At 35.1% G+C, this 19,582-nt stretch carries 20 protein-coding genes; 14 read left to right on the forward strand and 6 right to left on the reverse strand.

The window, feature by feature from the left end; all coding sequences use genetic code 11:
- The first annotated feature begins 38 nt into the window (after positions 1–38).
- From ACTF54_RS05380 to ACTF54_RS05410, 7 genes are all read left to right on the forward strand, one after another.
- A complete protein-coding gene (locus tag ACTF54_RS05380) occupies positions 39–845 on the forward strand; it encodes a hypothetical protein (RefSeq protein WP_438968893.1) in 807 nt (268 codons plus the stop codon).
- A 218-nt stretch (positions 846–1,063) separates the two neighbouring features.
- Positions 1,064–2,530: a lipopolysaccharide biosynthesis protein gene (locus ACTF54_RS05385; protein WP_438968894.1), complete on the forward strand. Its 1,467-nt coding sequence runs from the start codon at positions 1,064–1,066 to the stop codon at positions 2,528–2,530.
- Complete coding sequence (dut, locus tag ACTF54_RS05390) at positions 2,527–2,961, forward strand: dUTP diphosphatase (RefSeq protein WP_438968895.1); 435 nt, start codon at positions 2,527–2,529, stop codon at positions 2,959–2,961. The genes ACTF54_RS05385 and dut overlap by 4 nt, the downstream gene beginning before the upstream one ends.
- A 219-nt stretch (positions 2,962–3,180) precedes the next feature.
- Positions 3,181–4,197 carry a sugar phosphate nucleotidyltransferase gene (locus ACTF54_RS05395; RefSeq protein ID WP_438968896.1) on the forward strand — a complete coding sequence of 339 codons (1,017 nt, stop codon included), beginning with the start codon at positions 3,181–3,183 and terminating at the stop codon, positions 4,195–4,197.
- Positions 4,198–4,216: 19 nt separating this feature from the next.
- A complete protein-coding gene (locus tag ACTF54_RS05400) occupies positions 4,217–5,590 on the forward strand; it encodes a tetratricopeptide repeat protein (RefSeq protein WP_347197014.1) in 1,374 nt (457 codons plus the stop codon).
- On the forward strand, positions 5,590–6,345 hold the full coding sequence (locus tag ACTF54_RS05405) for a DUF4292 domain-containing protein (RefSeq protein ID WP_347197013.1): 756 nt from the start codon (positions 5,590–5,592) through the stop codon (positions 6,343–6,345). Before ACTF54_RS05400 ends, ACTF54_RS05405 begins: the two co-directional genes overlap by 1 nt.
- Complete coding sequence (locus tag ACTF54_RS05410; protein WP_347197012.1) at positions 6,346–7,554, forward strand: murein hydrolase activator EnvC family protein; 1,209 nt, start codon at positions 6,346–6,348, stop codon at positions 7,552–7,554.
- A gap of 66 nt (positions 7,555–7,620) precedes the next feature.
- Here the strand turns inward: ACTF54_RS05410 and ACTF54_RS05415 are convergent, their stop codons facing one another.
- From ACTF54_RS05415 to ACTF54_RS05425, 3 genes are all read right to left on the reverse strand, one after another.
- Positions 7,621–8,130: an acyl-CoA thioesterase gene (locus ACTF54_RS05415; RefSeq protein WP_347197011.1), complete on the reverse strand. Its 510-nt coding sequence runs from the start codon at positions 8,128–8,130 to the stop codon at positions 7,621–7,623.
- Positions 8,131–8,603: 473 nt separating this feature from the next.
- Positions 8,604–10,145: a ribonuclease E/G gene (locus tag ACTF54_RS05420; protein WP_347197010.1), complete on the reverse strand. Its 1,542-nt coding sequence runs from the start codon at positions 10,143–10,145 to the stop codon at positions 8,604–8,606.
- A gap of 269 nt (positions 10,146–10,414) precedes the next feature.
- Positions 10,415–10,705, reverse strand: a complete 291-nt coding sequence (locus ACTF54_RS05425; protein ID WP_104514313.1) for an HU family DNA-binding protein — start codon at positions 10,703–10,705, stop codon at positions 10,415–10,417.
- A 122-nt stretch (positions 10,706–10,827) separates the two neighbouring features.
- On the opposite strand from ACTF54_RS05425, the gene mutY reads away from it, so the two are divergent.
- From mutY to ACTF54_RS05455, 6 genes are all read left to right on the forward strand, one after another.
- Entirely contained in the window at positions 10,828–11,871 is a 1,044-nt protein-coding gene (gene mutY, locus ACTF54_RS05430; protein WP_438968897.1) for an A/G-specific adenine glycosylase, read from the forward strand.
- Between the two features lie 114 nt (positions 11,872–11,985).
- A complete protein-coding gene (locus tag ACTF54_RS05435; protein ID WP_347197008.1) occupies positions 11,986–12,486 on the forward strand; it encodes a single-stranded DNA-binding protein in 501 nt (166 codons plus the stop codon).
- Positions 12,487–12,511: 25 nt separating this feature from the next.
- Positions 12,512–13,840 carry a gliding motility-associated protein GldE gene (locus tag ACTF54_RS05440; protein ID WP_438968898.1) on the forward strand — a complete coding sequence of 443 codons (1,329 nt, stop codon included), beginning with the start codon at positions 12,512–12,514 and terminating at the stop codon, positions 13,838–13,840.
- A complete protein-coding gene (gene gldD / locus ACTF54_RS05445; protein WP_347197006.1) occupies positions 13,825–14,394 on the forward strand; it encodes a gliding motility lipoprotein GldD in 570 nt (189 codons plus the stop codon). The genes ACTF54_RS05440 and gldD overlap by 16 nt, the downstream gene beginning before the upstream one ends.
- 74 nt (positions 14,395–14,468) lie before the next feature.
- The gene (locus ACTF54_RS05450) at positions 14,469–15,008 is read left to right on the forward strand and encodes a hypothetical protein (RefSeq protein ID WP_438968899.1); all 540 of its coding nucleotides are present in this window, start codon (positions 14,469–14,471) and stop codon (positions 15,006–15,008) included.
- A 115-nt stretch (positions 15,009–15,123) separates the two neighbouring features.
- The gene (locus tag ACTF54_RS05455; protein WP_438968900.1) at positions 15,124–16,023 is read left to right on the forward strand and encodes a DMT family transporter; all 900 of its coding nucleotides are present in this window, start codon (positions 15,124–15,126) and stop codon (positions 16,021–16,023) included.
- On the opposite strand, the gene ACTF54_RS05460 is transcribed toward ACTF54_RS05455, so the two are convergent.
- Positions 16,020–16,376 (reverse strand): hypothetical protein, encoded by a 357-nt coding sequence (locus ACTF54_RS05460; RefSeq protein WP_347196434.1) that lies wholly within the window; start codon positions 16,374–16,376, stop codon positions 16,020–16,022. The genes ACTF54_RS05455 and ACTF54_RS05460 overlap by 4 nt on opposite strands.
- Positions 16,377–16,678: 302 nt before the next feature.
- Between ACTF54_RS05460 and rsmI the strand changes: the two genes are divergently transcribed.
- On the forward strand, positions 16,679–17,347 hold the full coding sequence (rsmI, locus tag ACTF54_RS05465) for a 16S rRNA (cytidine(1402)-2'-O)-methyltransferase (protein WP_438968901.1): 669 nt from the start codon (positions 16,679–16,681) through the stop codon (positions 17,345–17,347).
- Between the two features lie 118 nt (positions 17,348–17,465).
- On the opposite strand, the gene ACTF54_RS05470 is transcribed toward rsmI, so the two are convergent.
- The gene (locus ACTF54_RS05470) at positions 17,466–18,227 is read right to left on the reverse strand and encodes an exodeoxyribonuclease III (RefSeq protein ID WP_347196432.1); all 762 of its coding nucleotides are present in this window, start codon (positions 18,225–18,227) and stop codon (positions 17,466–17,468) included.
- 220 nt (positions 18,228–18,447) lie between these two features.
- A complete protein-coding gene (locus ACTF54_RS05475; protein WP_438968902.1) occupies positions 18,448–19,533 on the reverse strand; it encodes an isoaspartyl peptidase/L-asparaginase family protein in 1,086 nt (361 codons plus the stop codon).
- Between the last annotated feature and the right edge of the window lie 49 nt (positions 19,534–19,582).

A 19,582-nucleotide genomic window follows, 5' to 3' on the forward strand; every position in this document is an offset into this window, starting at 1 on the left:
AGTCCTTTCTTTTTCTAGATTTATCAAAAATATAGATCATGAAAAAGTTATTTATTGTTGCGGTTGTTGTTTTAGGTGCCGCTTTCGCGAAAGCGCAAGGAGCAAAAATCGCTAAAGAATTAAGAAGCTATATCAATGCCGAAAGTTCTGACGAGATTATTGAGGTAAAAGACAAAACAGGGAAAAAACACTACGTAAAAAGTGCTAAAGCTAAAACTGCACACCGCATAGGCGGGACCAGTACGTCCAACAGTACGGTAGTTTTTGATGCATTTAATGCACATCCAGAGTGGCAAGATATGTCCGTTATTGTGGACTGGACCGGAAGTATGTACAGTTATGTAGGTCAAGTGGTGCGCTGGCATCATGTGAATAAAGACAAACAGCTCATTCATAATATGGTTTTGTTTAACGATGGTGATGATAATACAAACCGAAATGGTAACGGCAAAACAATTGGCAAAACAGGTGGTATTTACCATCCAGATCATTCTGATATTGATGCATTCTTGAAAACTGTTGCAACAGCTGTTGATAACGGTAATGGCGGCGATGGACCAGAAAATGATATCGAGGCGATTCTTGCAAGTCAAGAATTATGTAATGGTAAAAAAGACTTTGTTCTTATAGCAGATAGCAGCGGTATAAGAGATATTTCTTTGGCAAGTCAAATCAAAAGACCGGTTCACATCATTATTTGTGATTATGTAAGTGATGATTATATTCAATTAGCAAAAATCACCAAAGGCAGCATCACCTGGCCAGGCGGCTATACAGATTATAGTGGCAGCAATGTATGCAAAAAACGTCATGTGCATAGTCATGATGTAGCTTGTGCTGGGTAAATTCATTTTTAATTCCAATTTTTCGGTAGAAAATGATTTGAAACCAACATGCCAAGTATTCGTCTTGGCATGTTTTGTTGCTATCGACCAACTAAAATACAGATGATAAGTTGACTTCATAGTAAGTATTTCTGCGCAGCGGTCATTTGTCCACTTCAAACAATAAGTAAAAAGCACTCAATTTACGTACCTTTGAATCTTAGAATAAACCAACGCTATTGAGCTCCATAAAAAACCTTTTTAAGAACACGTTTATCTACGGTCTTGCGACGGTGTTGCCGCGTTTATTAACGGTTTTATTGACCAAGTTATTAACGGAATATCTACCTGGTAAAGTAGAGTTTGGTGAGGTTTCTATAATTTTTTCTTACATCATTTTTGCAAATGTGGTCCTTACTTATGGGATGGAAACGGCATTCTTTAGATTTTATAACGATGCGTCAACAAAAGCTAAAACATTAGGAACAGCACTTATATCTTTACTAGTATCAACTTTAATTTTTGGAGTTTTAAGCTATGTATTTATATGTGATATTGAAGCTATTACAGATTTATCTGCTCATTACTGGAAATGGGTGTTTGCTATCATCATCTTTGATACCTTAATGGTTATTCCGTTTGCTTATATGCGAGCGCAAGGAAAGTCTACTAATTATGCCTTGATCAAATTGTTTAATGTGGTCGTTTCTGTAGGAATGACTTTTATCTTTTTTTCTGCTTTACAGTATTTTACAGCGCTAGAAAAAGTACTTCCAGGTGATAGAATACAGTTGTTTTTTATAGCTTTTCTTGCTGCTAGTTTCATTACCTTCTTAATAGTCATCAAACCCTATTTTATGAAATGGGAATTTGATAAAACCCTATGGAAGAAAATGCTTTCTTATGGTTGGCCTATTTTATTAGCTGGTTTTGCATTTGCCATAAATGAAACACTAGATAAAATTTTATTACAAAAACTACTTCCCGTAAGTGAAGAAGAGGCGGAAGGTATTGTAGGTGTTTACACCGCAGGTTACCGACTTGCCGTTGGGATGACCTTATATGCTCAAGCTTTTAGATTAGGTGTAGAACCTTTCTTTTTTAGCCAGGCTGGCGATAAAAATGCGACGCAACAATATGCATTGATTACTAAAGCATTTGTTGCCTTCGGTGCTGTTGCATTGATGGCTTATGTAGTTCTGGTAGATTTAATCAAACCTTATATCGTTAAAGAAGGATTTGAAACTGCGATGGAAGTCGTGCCGTTGATTTTAATTGCTTATTTCTTTTCTGGGATTTATCAAACGCTATCCGTATGGTACAAAATCCAAGATAAAACTAGATACGGCGCTTACATTTCTATCACGGCAGCGATTCTTACGATTGTTGTAAACGTATTGTTGATTCCGCATATAGGTTATATGGCAAGTGCTTATGCGACTTGCGCTGCTTATGGACTCATGATGGTAGTTTCTTATCTTATAGGAAAAAAACACCTTGCCGTTCCTTACGATCTCAAAAATATTCTTTTATATTTAGGAATATCAATCACGTTATCACTAGTATTTTTCTATTACGTTAGAGAAGAATTAGGAGTAGAAAGCCTAGCTACTTATTTAGTAGGAACTGCTATGACTCTATTAGTTTTAGCAGTAGTTAGCTTTCGCGAAAGCGGGATCATCAATAAAATAATAAAAAGAAAATGACTATTAAGATCATAAATAAATCAGCTCACACATTACCTCATTATGAAACAGAGGCTAGTGCAGGAATGGATTTACGAGCACATCTAGAAACCGCAGTTACTTTACAACCGTTAGAAAGAGCGATCATAAAAACTGGATTATTTATAGAACTTCCTATAGGAACGGAAGCCCAAGTAAGGCCTAGAAGTGGTCTAGCTGCAAAAAAAGGCATTACAGTTCTTAACGCACCAGGAACTATTGATGCCGATTACCGTGGCGAGATAGGTGTCATTTTAGTCAATCTTTCTAATGAGGCTTTTACTGTGGAAAGTGGCGAAAGAATTGCCCAACTAGTCATCGCAAAGCACGAGCGAGCAGAATGGCACAAAGTTGAGGAGTTAAGTTCTACAGAACGCGGTGAAGGTGGTTTTGGTAGTACTGGAGTGAAGTAACTGGATTTTGTTATGAAAAAATCCAGTTCAATCTTAAGTTAGAAAGCTAAGATTCATCTTTTGAAGCTGTAATAACACCTTATAAGTTTTTAACTTAGCGATTTGTATTTAAAAGATATAAAGTCAATATAATCATATAACAAAGAGATTTTTTGAGGGAATACTTGGTTTAAATCTCGATAAAATTAATAGACAACCGCGCAAGCGGTTGAGATGCTTATGAAAATAATTGTACCTATGGCAGGTCGTGGTTCACGATTGCGCCCACATTCATTAACAACGCCTAAACCTTTAATTCCTATTGCAAACCAGCCTATCGTACATCGATTGGTAAAGGATATCGCGCGCATACTTTCAGAACCAGTAGAAGAAATTGCTTTTATACTTGGTGATCCAGCATTCTTTGGTGATGAGGTTGTTAAAAGTTTAGAGCAACTAGCTGAAGGTCTTGGTGCAAAAGCTAGTATTTACCGTCAGTTAGATCCTTTAGGAACTGGACATGCGATTATGCGTGCAGAGCCTTCACTTTCTGGACCTGCGGTGGTAGCCTATGCAGATACCTTAATAAGAGCAAGTTTTGAACTCGATCCAGCTTCAGACGCTGTGATCTGGACAAAACAAGTGGACCAGCCAGAAGCTTATGGAGTAGTTAAATTGAATGAAAAAGAAGAAATTGTAGAGCTAGTTGAAAAGCCAAAACAATTTGTTAGCGATCAAGCAGTTATTGGTATATATTATTTTAAGGAAATTGCAGATCTCAAAAAAGAACTTCAATTTGTAATCGATAATGACATTATTAACGGTGGCGAGTACCAGATCAACGATGGTATTAAAAGAATGATGGCGTCAGGAAATGTGTTCAAAACAGGAACTGTAGATGAATGGATGGACTGTGGTAATAAAGTAGTTGCTATTGAAACCAACCAGCGCATCATGAGTTTTATGGAAAAAGATGAAAGCGTAGAGTTAACTACACAACCCACTTTACATGATTCTAAAATCATACAACCTTGCGTTATCGATAGTAGTGTGGTACTTAAAAATAGTACCGTTGGACCTCATGTTTCTATAGGCGCTGGCACAGTAATTGAAAATTGTACGATTACAAATTCTTTGATTCAGAAAGATTCTGTTATTAAAAACGCTATTTTAGAAGAAGCTATGATAGGTAGTCACGTAAAGTACGATGGTAAGTTTACCAGAATTAGCATAGGCGATTATACCATTATGGAATAGTTGTTGAAAAAAGAAACACATGAATAAATCATTAAAAATAGCATCCTTATTGGTCCTCTTTTTGCTAGGTAAAAGTCTTTTTGCTCAGGAAGAAGTCTTTTCTGATGAGGTAAATGTGGATGATTTAGGAGATGTGTCAGACAGTTTCAAGGACAATTTTTTCAATGCACTCTCTGCAAAGGCCATTGGTAATCACGATAAAGCGATTACATTTTTAGAAGCTTGTGAGAAGCTAGAGCCAGAAAATGGAGCAGTGCAATATGAATTGGGTAAGAATTATTTGATGAGTGACGCTTTCGCGAAAGCGGAACAAAAAATAAAACGTGCCATAGAAATAGCTGGAGAATCAGAATGGCTATTAGAAACATTGTACGATGTTCATAATAAGCAAAATGAGTACGAAAAATCATTAGCTGTACTTCAAAAGCTGGCTGTAATAAATGAGAATTATGAAGAGTTACTTCCTTATCAGTTTTATAGAGTAGGCAAAAATGAAGAAGCTCTAGCCATTATTCAAAAGCTAGATCAACGATTAGGTGATGATCAACGACGCAGCCAGATAAAAAGACAAATAGAGGCTAGGTTAGGTGCGATAGAAGCAAGGGATGAAAGTATTGAAGATCTAGAACTAGCTATTAAGAGCAATCCTAAAAACGAAAAGTCTTATATCAATTTAATTTACCTATACAGTAAGAAAAACAATACGGATAAGGTTCAAGAAATAGCAGAGTTGTTAGATAAGAATTTACCAGATAGCGATAAAGCACAACTAGCTCTTTATAAAATTTATTTAGAAAACGGTAAAACTCGCAAAGGAATAAAAAGCATGCAAAAAGTCTTTGAATCCAATCAGTTTGATACCGAGACTAAGATCAATGTACTCAACGATTTTATCCAGTCAGAAGCCACAGATGTGGAAGACGAAGAAATTCAAGACGCGATAGATAATTTTGCTGAAGAAATACAAGATGTAAAAGCATTCCATGCATTAGGCGATTATTATTTGAAAAAGAAAGACGTTTCTAGCGCGATTTCATTTTACGAAAAAGGCTTAGAAATAGACGATAAGAACTATGAGTTGATTAAAAAAGTAGCGCTTTTAAGCATTGATACAAAGGATTTTAAAAAAACAGTAGAGATCACAGAAAAAGCACTCGAGGTTTTTCCAGCACAGGCATTGCTTTATTTGTTGAGAGGTGTAGCACATAACAACCTAAATGAACCTGATAAAGCCATAGATCAGTTAGAAACTGGTTTGAGCTTTTTACTTGATCAGCCTAACTTAGAGAGTGATATTTATCAGCAACTAGCGATAAGCTATGATCAAAAAGGAGACGCAACTAAAGCCGCAAAAATGCGTTCTAATGTAAAAATGCTATTTAAAAAATCTTAATGAAATATTTGAAATACCTTTTTATTGTTGCTTTGTTAATCATCGCAGGATGCGGTAGTACACAGCGTGCTGCAAATAATGCAACTGCTAAGGCAAAAAAATCTAAAGTGGTGAGTGCTCATGAAGCCGCACGTATCGATTTTAAAACCATGAGCGCTAGACTTTCTATGAGTTATGATAATTCTGCTACTACTAGATCGTTTACTGTGAATTTGCGTATGGAAAAGGGCAAGCAAATATGGATGAGTGCTAGCATACTAGGTTTTACAGGTGCAAAAGTATATATCACTCCGCAGCGCGTTCAGTTCTATGAAAAGCTACAAAAAAGATCTTTTGATGGTGATTTTAGTTTGATAAGTGACTTTTTAGGAGAAGAAATAAGCTTTGAACAACTGGAAGATTTATTGTTAGGTCAGGCAGTAGATCCATTAGGTAATAAAGATTTTTCTATTGTAGAAAATGAATATATGTTCCAACAGGAAGCTCTTGTGAATAAATTATTTAGCTTGCGTCCTACTGATTTTAAGGTTTCAGAACAGTCTATTTCAAAGCCTTCAGAAAATAGTTTTTTAAAAGTTATTTATCCAGAATATCAGATCGTACAAGATAAAATTATTCCTAAAGAGATTAAAATTGACGCCACACAACGCAATCGCGTTTCAAAGATAGAGATGGAATTTAAAAATGTAGAGTTTGACAAAGAGTTAAGCTTCCCTTTTAGTATGCCTTCTGGTTACAGCCCATTTAAATTATAGATGAAAAAGTACAGTTACCTTTTGATATTGTTTTTGTTGTGTTTCGCTTTCGCGAAAGCGCAATCAAATAAAGCCTCTCTAGAACAGCGCAAAGCCCAATTACAGAAAGAGATCAATCAATTTGATAGATTACTTAAAAACGTGCAAAAAGAAGAGAAAACAATGGTTTTGCTCGTAGAAACTATTGATAAAAAGATTGCGAGCACGCAGGAAATCATAAATATTACTAATAGGCAGGCAAATAATCTTACTAGAAACATAAAGACAAATACTGCAAAGATTAAAAAGCTTAAAACTGAAATCAAAGGTTTAAAAGCAGACTATGCAGAGATGATTGTTAAATCATACAAATCTAAAAATGCTCAAAGTCGTTTGATGTTTTTACTAAGTTCTGAAGATTTTTTACAGGCCTATAAAAGAGTTCAATATTTACAGTCTTATGCTAATTATCGTAAAAAGCAAGCAGACGAGATCACTTTGAAATCAATAGATTTGGAAGAAAAGAATATAGAATTAGAAAGCGAAAAAAAGGAAAAAACCAAAGTTCTCGCGCTTAACAAAAAGCAACGAGAAGCACTTAAGGTTGATAAAGTAGAGCAAGAGAATCTACTGGCAGTCGTCCGAGCAAATGAAAAAGAGTACGCAGCAGATATTAAAGAGAAAGCCAAAGAACGTAATAAAATAGATAGAGAACTTAAAGCATTAATTGCAGCAGATATTAGAGCAGCTAACAAGGGAAAAACTGGTGCTGTTGCTAATAAATTTTTCCTGACACCAGAAGCCAAGTTACTTGCTGACAATTTTAAAAGCAATAAAGGTAAGTTGCCGTGGCCGGTAGAAGAAGGCTTTGTTTCTATGGGCTATGGAGTACAAGCTCATCCTATATTTAGAACTCTTACTGTAGATTCTAACGGTCTACGTTTGCAGAGTAGAGCAGGAGCTAAAGTGCGTGCTATTTTTGAAGGTGAAGTGATACGCATTACAAAAAGTAAATATGGAATTTTAGCTGTTTATATCCGTCATGGTAACTACACCTCTATTTATAATAATCTAAGAACAGTTACGGTAGAAAAAGGCGATAAGGTAAATACTAAAGATATTATCGGTGAGATTTTTACATCTAACTCTGGAGAGACAGAATTAAAGTTTGTCTTGATGGAAGATACAGAAACCGTAGATCCTGCAAAGTGGATAGCTAGGAAGCGATGAGCATCGGTTGAAAATGATTAGATCAAATTTCCATTTTCGTTACTATTAAAAAATCACAAAAATTTGTTACTCAAAAAGCGCTTTTAATTCAGTAGCGTCTTTTGCTTTCATTTTTCCCGCAAGAACTAAACTTAACTGTTTACGCCTTAACGCTGCGTCATATCGTCCTTTTTCTATTTCAGTTTCAGGTTGAATAGGGGCAATTTCAATAGGTCTGCCAGTTTCATCGACAGCTACAAAAGAGTAAATAGCTTCATTTGCCTTAGTACGTTGACCACTTTCACGATCTTCCACCCAAACGTCCATATAAACTTCCATAGAAGTCTTAAAAGCTCTTGTAACTTGCGCTTCTATAGTAACAACACTACCTAATGGTACCATTCTATTAAAAGCCACATGGTTAACAGAAGCTGTCACTACAATACGTCTAGAATGACGTCTAGCAGCAATGCTAGCTGCACGATCCATACGTGCCAGCAACTCACCACCAAATAAGTTATTCAGCGGATTCGTTTCACTAGGTAAAACCATATCGGTTACGGTAGTAAAAGATTGTGAAGGTGTTTTAGCTTCCATAGCACTTAAATTTTTTGCAAAGGTACTCGCTATGGTTGATTAGGTTGATCTTTTTTAGAAAAGATTGGTATTATAAATCTTCAATTTATCTTTTTTTGATAGTTTCTCTTCTTTATGAAAGATGTGTGATTATGAAAAGCTTTCAGGTTAAAAGATTAGGTTTCATCTTTAAAAATGACTTACTCTAAAGTTCTTTAGTGTCCTTTGTTTTTAAAAGGAAGTTTCTAGAATAAATCAGTTTTAATTTAATAAAGAAGGAAATTCTTTAAAGTCATTGACCGTTATAAATGACAAACCTCAACCAATATTAAAATGCGATATGCGTATGTTTAATGTTGCTTTAAATTTGAATAGATACTGTGATTTTATAAAATAACTAACCCTGTTATTATATCGCTTTCGCGAAAGCGAAAATTTTAAAAACACACCACAAAAAAACGCCTACAGATCAAAGCCTGTAGGCGTTTTAAATTTTAAGTAAGATCGTTACCATCTTTATCTTTGAAATTATATTCTAGATAAGTATAGGCATCTCTAGGTACTACTTTGATCCATTTTTTGTGGTTCATGAACCATTTAGATCGTATAGAAGGATAACCTTTTGTAATAAAAGCAGCTATAAATGGATGCGCATGAAGCGTTACCTTTTTTACACCAGCTTTAAGGTGTCGTTCTAAATTTTCAGTAATTTCTTGTATGACAAGTATAGGAGCTTGTATTTCTTCTCCATTGCCATCAGGATTTTCCTCACGAGTTTTGATGTTTACCTCTTGCCTTACACGCTGTCTAGTAATTTGTATCAAACCAAATTTACTAGGTGGAAGTATCTTATGTTTTGCACGGTCATCTGCCATTTCATCACGCATGTGCTCATAGAGTTTCTTGCGATTCTCTGCTTTGCGCATATCGATAAAATCTACCACTATAATACCACCCATGTCTCTAAGCCTAAGCTGGCGTGCAATTTCTGTTGCTGATATCATGTTGGTTTCTAGAGCAGTATCTTCTTGACTATCTGCTTTATTAGATCTATTCCCAGAGTTTACATCTATAACATGCATGGCTTCAGTGTGTTCTATTACAAGGTAAGCACCTTTGCTCATAGAAACTGTGCGGCCAAATGATGTTTTGATCTGTCGTTCAATACCGTATTTTTCAAAAATTGATGTCTTTGGATTGTGGTATTTTACTATAGACTCTTTATGTGGGGCAATAGTTTTTAAATAGTTTTTAATTTCATCATAAACTCCTTGATCATCGACCACTATAGAAGTATAAGTATCATTAAAAACATCTCTCATAAGGGAATTGGTACGACTTACTTCAGTCATGACCTTGGTTGGAAAACTTGCCTTGTGTATTTTCCTACACATGGTTTCCCACTTTTCTACAAGATTTTGTAAATCTTGGTCCAGCTCTGCTACGAGTTTACCTTTTGCGACTGTACGTACAATAACGCCAAATCCTTCAGGTTTAATGCTTTTTACAAGTCTTTTAAGTCGGCTTTTTTCCTCTCTATCTTCTATCTTTTGAGATATAGAAATACGATCAGAAAAAGGAACAAGAACAACATATCTACCTGGTAAAGAAAGCTCTGCACTAAGGCGAGGTCCTTTAGTAGATATAGGTTCTTTAACTACTTGAACAAGTATAGGTTGATTAGGTGCTATGGCATCTTCAATAGCCCCATGTTTTTCTATATCTTTTTCAAATTTGATGTCTTTGAGCGCAAAATTTTTGCGTCTACCGCTCAAAATTTGTTTAGTAAATTTAAGTTGAGTGAGGTATTTAATACCTAGATCGTGATAGTGTAAAAAACCATCTTTTTCATAGCCTACGTCTACAAAAGTAGCGTTAAGACCAGAAAGAACCTTACGTGACTTTGCAATGAATATGTCACTTACTGCAAATTTACTTTCTTCTTCATCTTTATGTAAATCGGTTAGCCTACCATTTTTAGTAAGGGCATAGTCGATTTTTGTAGCACTGGAACGGATAATAATTTCTTTATCCATAATTCCTGTAATGTTTATAACCTTACTTTTTCTAACGATTAGAAATAGTAAAGTAGGTTTATAAGTTTTTTGTACAAGGTTATATTAAAACTTGTACTGCGCGCGAGTTGTCATTTGCAACCCTATTTCAATGAGCATTTAAAATAGAAAAAGTAGTCCTAGACTACTTTTTCTTCTTGTGACGATTAGCGCGACGACGTTTCTTACGTTTGTGCGTTGCAACCTTATGTCTTTTTCTCTTTTTACCGCTTGGCATATCTCTTATGGTTTTACTTTACTTTTACGTTTGATTTTACTCCGTCTACAAATACTTTAGCTGGTTTAAAAGCTGGTATATTGTGAGCAGGAATTTTAATAGTTGTATTCTTAGAAATGTTACGTCCAGTCTTTTCAGCTCTAGTTTTTACTATAAAGCTTCCGAAACCACGTAAATATACGTTTTCTCCAGTTTCAAGTGAGTCCTTCACCTCATTCATGAAAGATTCAACGGTTGCCTGTACATCAGTCTTCTCCATTCCCAGTTTATCTGAAATCTTAGATACGATATCTGCTTTAGTCATTTTTAATTTAATTAGGGTTTATTAAATAGGGCGCAAATATACCCTAAAAATGTAAATATGAAATCTCTAATCAATTAAAATTTAAGAAGATATATATTGCAGGTAGCATTTTAACACATTTTATGAACTTTTCTCAGCAACTTATTGATTGGTACGTAGTTAACAAAAGGCAGCTTCCATGGCGGGATACGCATAACCCATACTTTATATGGCTTAGTGAGGTGATTTTACAGCAAACACGCGTTAAACAAGGGCTGCCATACTATGAAAGTTTTGTTAAAACCTTCCCGACGGTAGAAGATCTTGCTGCAGCACCACAAGATCAAGTACTTAAATTATGGCAAGGATTAGGTTATTACTCAAGAGCTAGGAATCTACAAACTGCTGCCATGCAGATTGTCGATAATAATTCAAAATTTCCTGATAATTATAAAGATTTACTCGATTTAAAAGGAGTAGGCGACTATACTGCTGCGGCGATTGCAAGTTTTGCATATAATGAGGCTGTTCCAGTTGTGGATGGTAATGTTTATCGTGTATTGTCACGTATTTATGGTATAGCCACGCCTATAAATGTGCCGGTAGGTATTAAAGAGTTTAAAAAACTGGCTAGTCAATTGCTTAATAGACAAGATCCAGCGACACACAATCAGGCGATTATGGAATTTGGCGCGTTGCAATGCACTCCTAAAAATCCAGATTGCACTACTTGCCCATTTCAAAAGGATTGTGTTGCTTTTAATGAAAACAGGATTCCTGAGTTGCCACAAAAACTCAAAAAAACTAAGGTGAAAAGCCTATTTCATCATTATTTAGTGGTTCAAACTCCATCTAATAAAACGATACTTCGGCAACGTGATAACAGTAGTATTTGGGCAGGACTATTTGAGTTCCCTTACATTAATGCAAATGGTGCTATGTTGTCTAGTGAAGTTACAGAACATGAAGTTTTCAAGGAATTAGTTGGAGGATCTCGCTTTCGCGAAAGCGTTTACAATCAAGAGCCTATTATCCATAAATTATCACATAGAAAAATTCATGCTTATTTCTGGATCGTAGAAGTGGAACAAGAAATGGAAGAAGCTATAACCTTATCGACGGCTATTGAGAAACCAGTGCACGTGCTCATGGAGCGATTTATGCAGGAGTACTGGCAAATTAAATAAAACTAATTTTAATTTATCAATTCTAACAGTCTAGCATCGTGAGTGTTTTTCTTATCTTTGTAGACTTTTGAAACGTACAAACAAGACAACTAATAAACGCAATACAAACTAATTATGGCAGGAACGGTCAACAAAGTGATTCTTATAGGTCACACAGGAGATGAAGTAAAAATGAAGTATTTTGAAGGTGGTAATTGTATAGGGAGATTTCCTCTTGCAACCAATGAAGAATATGTAAATCGCAGCACGGGCGAACGTGTTTCTAATACAGAATGGCACAACTGTGTAGTGAGAAATAAAGCAGCAGAAGTTTGTGAAAAATACCTTAAAAAAGGAGATAAAGTTTACATTGAAGGACGTATCAAGAATAGACAGTGGACAGGTGATGATGGACAGCCACGATATACAACAGAAATTCAAGTGCAAGAGTTTACATTTTTAACTCCTAAAAATGAAGCCGCAGCATCTGGCAAACCGCAACAAAATACACCTGCTCAACCACAGCAAAATCAACAAAGACAACAAAGTCAGTCTAAACCGCAAGCTGCAAATTCATATAGTCAACCACAACCTACAAATACTGGTGAAAGTGAAGATGATGATTTACCATTTTAACTTAAAAAGAATTAATTTACACTAATTGGATCCTGACCCATCACTTTTATCAAATAACACGATGATTTCCAGTGGAGATCAATTGATCTATCTAATCGTTTTTATTCTCTTACTTATAGGAAGCGCACTTATAAGCGGTGCTGAAGTCGCATTTTTTAGTCTCTCCAGTACCGAGTTAGATGATGAAAATGAAGATTTTCCTAGACGCAGCATTGTCAATAAATTGCTAGACAGGCCCAAAAAGCTGCTTGCAACTATCCTGATTACTAATAACGCTATTAATATCACTTCTGTACTTATTTTTGGAATTTTGAGCGATACGTGGTTTGATAATATATCAGACTGGACTCTTGCTGGTTTTCAAGTGAATATTAGATTTATTGTAGAAGTAGTTGTAGTTACTTTTTTAATACTACTTTTTGGAGAGATTTTCCCAAAAGTATATGCTAACCGCAATCCAAAAGGCTTTGCTAGTTTTATGGCTATTCCCTTAAATGTTCTAGACAAAGTGTTTAGTTTTTTAAGTTTGCCCATGCGTTATGTTACTATCCAAATACAAGACCGTTTAGGTAGTAAGAAGTCAAATATTACTGTATCTCAACTATCTCAAGCATTAGAGTTAACAGATGAGAATGATACCACTGATGAAGAGCAACAATTGCTTCAAGGTATTGTTAGCTTTGGTAACACACATACAAAAAATGTGATGCGCAACCGTACAGATGTTTTTGCACTAGATGAGACACTTGCTTTTAAAGAAATTATACCACAAGTAATAGAACATGGATACTCTAGAATACCTTGTTACAAAGAAAGTATAGATCAAATTACAGGTGTTTTATATGTAAAAGACCTACTGCCTTATATAGACCGTAAAAATTATGAGTGGACTAAGCTGCTAAGAGAAGTTTATTTTGTTCCCGAGAATAAAAAATTAGATGATCTTCTTCAGGAGTTTCAAGAAAAGAAAAAACATATAGCTATTGTAGTAGATGAGTATGGAGGAACGAGTGGTTTGATCTCTCTAGAAGATATTATTGAAGAAATCGTAGGAGATATAAGTGATGAGTTTGATGAGCAAGATCTAGTTTACTCAAAGCTGGATGATAAAAATTATATCTTTGAAGGTAAAACACAATTAAAAGATTTTTATAGAGTTTTAGACCTCGAGGAGGAAGATATTAATACTTTTGATAATGCAAAGGGTGAATCTGAAACGCTAGCAGGATTTTTATTAGAACAGACAGGTTATTTTCCACGTAAACTAGATAAAATACCCTTTCATAATATCACATTTTTGGTAGAGGTGATGGATAAGAAACGCATTAAACAAATCAAATGTACACTAGCTTAAAAACTTTATTTGTTTTAATCATAGTTATGGTTATTTCTAGCTGTAACGATAAAGAAACTTTACCTAAACCTAATGGGCAGCTAGCCTTAGATTTTCCTAAAGGAGAATACATAAGTTTGAGCAATGTTAATTGTCCTTTTTCTTTTGAGGTAAATGAATATGCACGAGTACTGGCAAAAAGTGATTGCTCTATGAAAATAGAATACACTGGCATGGATGCTACAGTATATCTTAATTATAGACCAGTACAACAGAATTTAAGACAACTACTTATCGACGGTCAAAAGTTATCCTACGAGCATAATCAAAAAGCAGATATCATTGCTGACTTTCCTTTTGTAAATAAGTTAAACAACACCTACGGAATGATGTATGAGATTGAAGGAGATGCGGCTTCAAATGCTCAATTTTATGTTACTGATAGTGTAAAACATTTTATAACAGCCTCTCTTTATTTCAACACACAACCTAATTACGATTCTATTTTACCAGCTGTTGATTATGTAAAAGGTGATATGGTAAAATTGATGGAAACCTTAGAGTGGAAAGAATAAAAGAATACCCTATAATGGGTATTCTTTTGTCTGGTTTTTTAATGTATTCTTGTGTTAACTAAACAATCATAACCATGAAAATATTAAAATCAATCTTACTTTTAGCCTTTGTGGCTTGCTCCTTAATCTCTTGTAAAGACGACGATGACAGTGGCAGTGTGCCCGGCAGCGGTACAGGATCGTTTAACTATGATGGTAGTACATTTATTCTTGATAAAGGTTCTCTAATTGACTTTGGTGGCACTGGAAACTCTTTCAACTTTGATATCACTTTAGTTTCATCAGGTTTTAGTTTTGATGAGTTTGGTGATATTAATGGTTCTGGAGAATCAGTTTATTTTGAATTATGGACCGATCAAGAGTCAGGACTTAAAAACGGAACTTACGATTACAACAACTCTTCTCAGACAGACTTTACTTTTTCTATAGGAGAAGTTGGCGTAGGATGCAATGATAACGGAACGTGTACTTTTCAAGATAGTGCAGATTCAGGAACGGTTACTATTAATAGAAGCGGTAATAATTATGACATCTCGTTTAATATTACAACAAGTACTGGAGAAGTAATTACTGCTAGCTATGACGGTTCTTTAAGATCTTTTTCAGGTCTATAAAAAGACACTCATTTTACAATTACCGATCTGAAATCTTATTTTAGATCGGTTTTTTTTATGTTTTTATGTAACCTATTAGATTTCAAAAAGTGCCACCTTTGCGCTTTAAAGCATTATGGATAATTCGAGATTAAAATACGTTTACCTTATCATGTTAAGTCTCATTTGGGGCTCATCTTTTATTTTAATAAAGAAAGCTTTAGGAGGCGAAAATGGAGAATTAGTATTACAGCCACTACAATTAGGTGCTGTACGTACCATGATTTCGGGAATTATTCTAATTGCCATAGGATGGAAGTCTTTTGCAGCTACCGATAGAAAAGACTGGCCATGGTTAGCAGTTTCTGGTTTATTGGGTACTTTTTTTCCAGCGTTTCTTTTTGCTTATGCACAGACTGAGATTGATAGTGCGATAAGTGCGATTCTTAATTCTACAGTACCACTGATATCTTTAATTATAGGTGCTGTCATTTTTGGCATTTCTTTTTCTCGCAACCAGTTTATAGGTGTTATAGTTGGACTGGCTGGTGCGATAGGATTAGTCATCGCAGGAATGGAAAATAATCCAGATCAAAATTATTTATTTGCAGGACTTATTTTAATAGCATGCGTCTGTTATGCCAGTAATGTAAATATTATAAAGAAGTATTTACAAAATATAAAGCCTCTTGCGATTGCTACTGGTAATTTTATTTTTATCGTTCCTCTAGCCATAATAGTATTCTTTTCTTCAGACGGTCATTCTATAGAATTCACTGACAGTAGAGTGCAAGAAAGCTTTTTGTATATAATTGTTCTGTGTTTATTTGGAACAGTTGCTGCAAAAATTATGTTTAATAAATTGGTGCAAATGACCTCGCCAGTATTTGCAACTTCAGTGACTTATTTAATGCCAGTAATAGGTCTAACTTGGGGCGTGTTAGATGGTGAATCTTTTAATTTATGGCAAACTATCGCAACAGGAGTCATTATTTTTGCAGTTGTTTTAGTGACTCGAGAAAAGAAGAAAGTTTAATCAATCACTTCACTTGTAACCATATAGTTTACGATAGCCTCTTTCATTAGCAAAGATTGCTCTCCAGCTTTCAGGGCTGGCAAGTTTTCTTTTACAGTATAATGTGGCCATTTATCATCATCATAATGTGAGAATTCATAATAACCATAAGGTTCTAAAACCCTACATATGGCAATATGCATAAGCTGTAACTTTTCATCTTTTTGAAATTTACGATGCAACTGTCCTAGTTCTTGAACTCCTATTATAAAAAGTATCGCATCCAGGTCCATTTCATCACCATCTGCAAATCGCGATTGAAAAAAGGCTACTGTTTTCACCCATCTATCCTTTAATTGCTCGTCTTTCGTCATGCTACAAAGATACCGCTAGAATATGGTAGTTGGGTCCCAATAGATGTAATTTTTCCGCTTTCGCGAAAGCGATAAAACAATCTATATCGATAAATAAACGATTCGGTAATTCATAAATGTACTCTTTATAGGGTATTGATTCTATTTTATTGAGCTTCTAAATCTCTATCACAAATCAGTGATAAATTAGGGGTTTTCAGTGATTTTAATCCGTGTAGCTAAAGTTTGATGTTTTTTTTGTTTTGTATAGAAGTCGTTTCTTCAGATGTAACTTATCTATCTTTGTAGTTTAAATCAATTCCATGAAACTGTATCTTGTTCCTACACCTATCGGTAATCTTAAAGATATGACCTATCGAGCTGTAGAGGTATTGAATAGTGTTGATATCATTCTTGCAGAAGATACTAGAACGAGTGGTAAATTACTGCAGCATTACGGCATTGGTACACAAATGCTATCCTATCATATGCATAATGAGCACAAAATAAGCGATGGCATTGTAAAAAGGATAGAAGCTGGAGAAACTATGGCATTGATAACAGATGCTGGTTCACCAGGAATAAGCGATCCAGGTTTTTTACTAACTCGCAAGTTGATTGAGAATGGTCTGGAAGTAGAATCACTGCCTGGCGCAACGGCTTTTGTGCCTGCCCTTACAGTTTCTGGAATGCCTTGCGATAAATTTATTTTTGAAGGCTTTCTTCCTGTAAAAAAAGGCCGCCAAAAACGATTAGAATTTCTAAAAGAAGAAACAAGAACTATAGTCTTTTATGAATCGCCTCACAAATTATTAAAAACTCTAGCCGACTTTAAAACGCACTATGGTCAGCAGCGACAAGTTTCCATCTCTCGTGAGATAACTAAACTGTACGAAGAGCATTTTAGAGGAACTGTTACCGAAGCCATCGTTCATTTTGAACACAAAAAACCTAAAGGTGAGTTTGTTGTGGTTTTAGGAGGTGTTTCTTAATTGTTTTTTTGGAATTATCACCCCAGAAAATTTGTCGTGATAGTTTTTTAAACTTTGGATAAACTATATTCAAAGTTATCTGGGATCGGTTTATTTTATCTCGGTGCTTTTAAAATTCTTAATCAATTTCCACCATAACAGGACAGTGATCACTATGTACAGCTTCACTTAAAATCACAGATCTTTTTACTCTGTCTTTAATTGTATCATTAACCATGTGGTAATCTAATCTCCATCCTTTATTTCTGGCTCTAGAGCCACCGCGGTAACTCCACCAAGAATATTGATCTGGTTGATCATTAAACATTCTAAAAGCGTCTACAAATCCACTTTCTATAAAACGGTCCATCCACTCGCGTTCTTCTGGTAAAAAACCTGAAGTATTTTTTAATCGAACTGGATCGTGAATATCTATTGCTTTATGACATATGTTATAATCACCACAAACAATTAAATTGGGGTGGTCTTTGCGTAATTCTTTAGAATACTCTAGAAATTGCTCCATGTATTCAAATTTGAAGCTCAAACGCGCATCATTTGTTCCACTAGGTAAATACATAGACATAACAGATACATCACCAAAGTCTGCTCTTATATTTCTACCTTCAAAGTCCATAGATTCAATACCAGTTCCGTATTCTACATGATCTGGTTGTATTTTAGAAATGATCGCTGTTCCAGAGTAACCCTTTTTTTGAGCACTATAATAATACTGGTATTCATATCCTGCTGCTGTAAAGGCTTCCGTATCTACTTGGTTTTCTTGAGCTTTTATCTCTTGAAGGCAAAGAACATCTGGATTTGCAGCAGTAAGCCATTTTATAAAATCTTTCTTCATCGCTGCTCTAATACCGTTTACGTTATAGGATATGATTTTCATTACTTTTCTTATTTTTTCTTTTCTAAAACTGCTGGCAGACTGAAATGTGCCGCTATGAATTATTTTGTCGCCTCACGGCGTTCTTTTTATTTTACTAAATCAATATTGTTTTTTCTTGCGAGAAACTAATGGGGTTTCGATTTTTCTTAACTCTTAACTCTTAACTCTTAACTCTTAACTCTTAACTCTTAACTCTTAACTCTTAACTCTTAACTCTTAACTACTCCTTATACATACCAACAGTTAGTTTTCCTTGATCGTCCATCATGGCGCGATACATTCCTGCCGTATTAAATTCCATTGAAATATTTCCTAAATGGTCTAGTGCCACGATTCCGCCTGTTCCTCCTAGATTTACTAGTTTTTCTTGAATTACTTCTTCTGTTGCTTCTTCTAGAGTTCTACCTCCATATTCCATTAAAGCACTTATATCATATGCAACTTGAGTTCTTATAAAATACTCGCCATGACCTGTACTAGAAACGCCACAAGTCTTGTTATTTGCATACGTACCACTTCCTATGATAGGAGAATCACCTATACGACCGTACTTTTTATTGGTCATTCCGCCAGTGCTTGTTCCTGCTGCAATATTTCCATTTTTATCAAGAGCCACACAACCTACCGTTCCATATTTAGAATCTTTTAAAAACGGATCTTGTAATTCAAGAATTGCAGCTGTTTTCTGGTCGTTTGCCTTTTCTCTTTCAAGAACTCTTTGTAAGGATTGGTATCTGTTTTCTGTAAAAAAGTATTTATTATCCACTATTTCTATATTGCCATCTTGTAAAGATTTTGCAAATGCATCAGCACCTTCACCGCTTAACAAAACATGTTCTGAATCAGTCATAACCTTTCTGGCTAGTGAAATAGGATTTTTTACGGTAGTCACACCAGCAACAGCGCCAGCGTTTAAAGTTTTTCCATCCATAAAACTTGCATCTAAAGAGTTGATACCATCATGAGTAAAAACAGCACCTTTACCAGAATTAAAAAGAGGCGAATCTTCCATGATTCTTATACTAGCTTCTACTGCGTCCATAGCATCGCCGCCATTTGCAAGAACTTCATGTCCTGCTCTTATAGCTTCAGTTAGTTTTTCATTGTATTGACCTTCTAATTCTGCAGTCATGTTTTCCTTTTTGATGGTTCCCGCACCACCGTGAATGACAATTGCAAACTGATTAGTAACTTCTTCTGCCTGTTCTGTAAGATCAGAATTAACGGCTTCAGTAGTTTCTGTTGATGACTTTTGATTACATGAAATTAGAAAGATGGATAAAATTAGGAAGATTAGGTTTTTCATGTCATTGTTTTTTTAATTCTCGAAATATAATTTTTTACCGATAGTTATT

Source organism: Nonlabens sp., from assembly GCF_965657255.1.
In the GTDB taxonomy this organism is placed as follows: Bacteria; Bacteroidota; Bacteroidia; order Flavobacteriales; family Flavobacteriaceae; genus Nonlabens.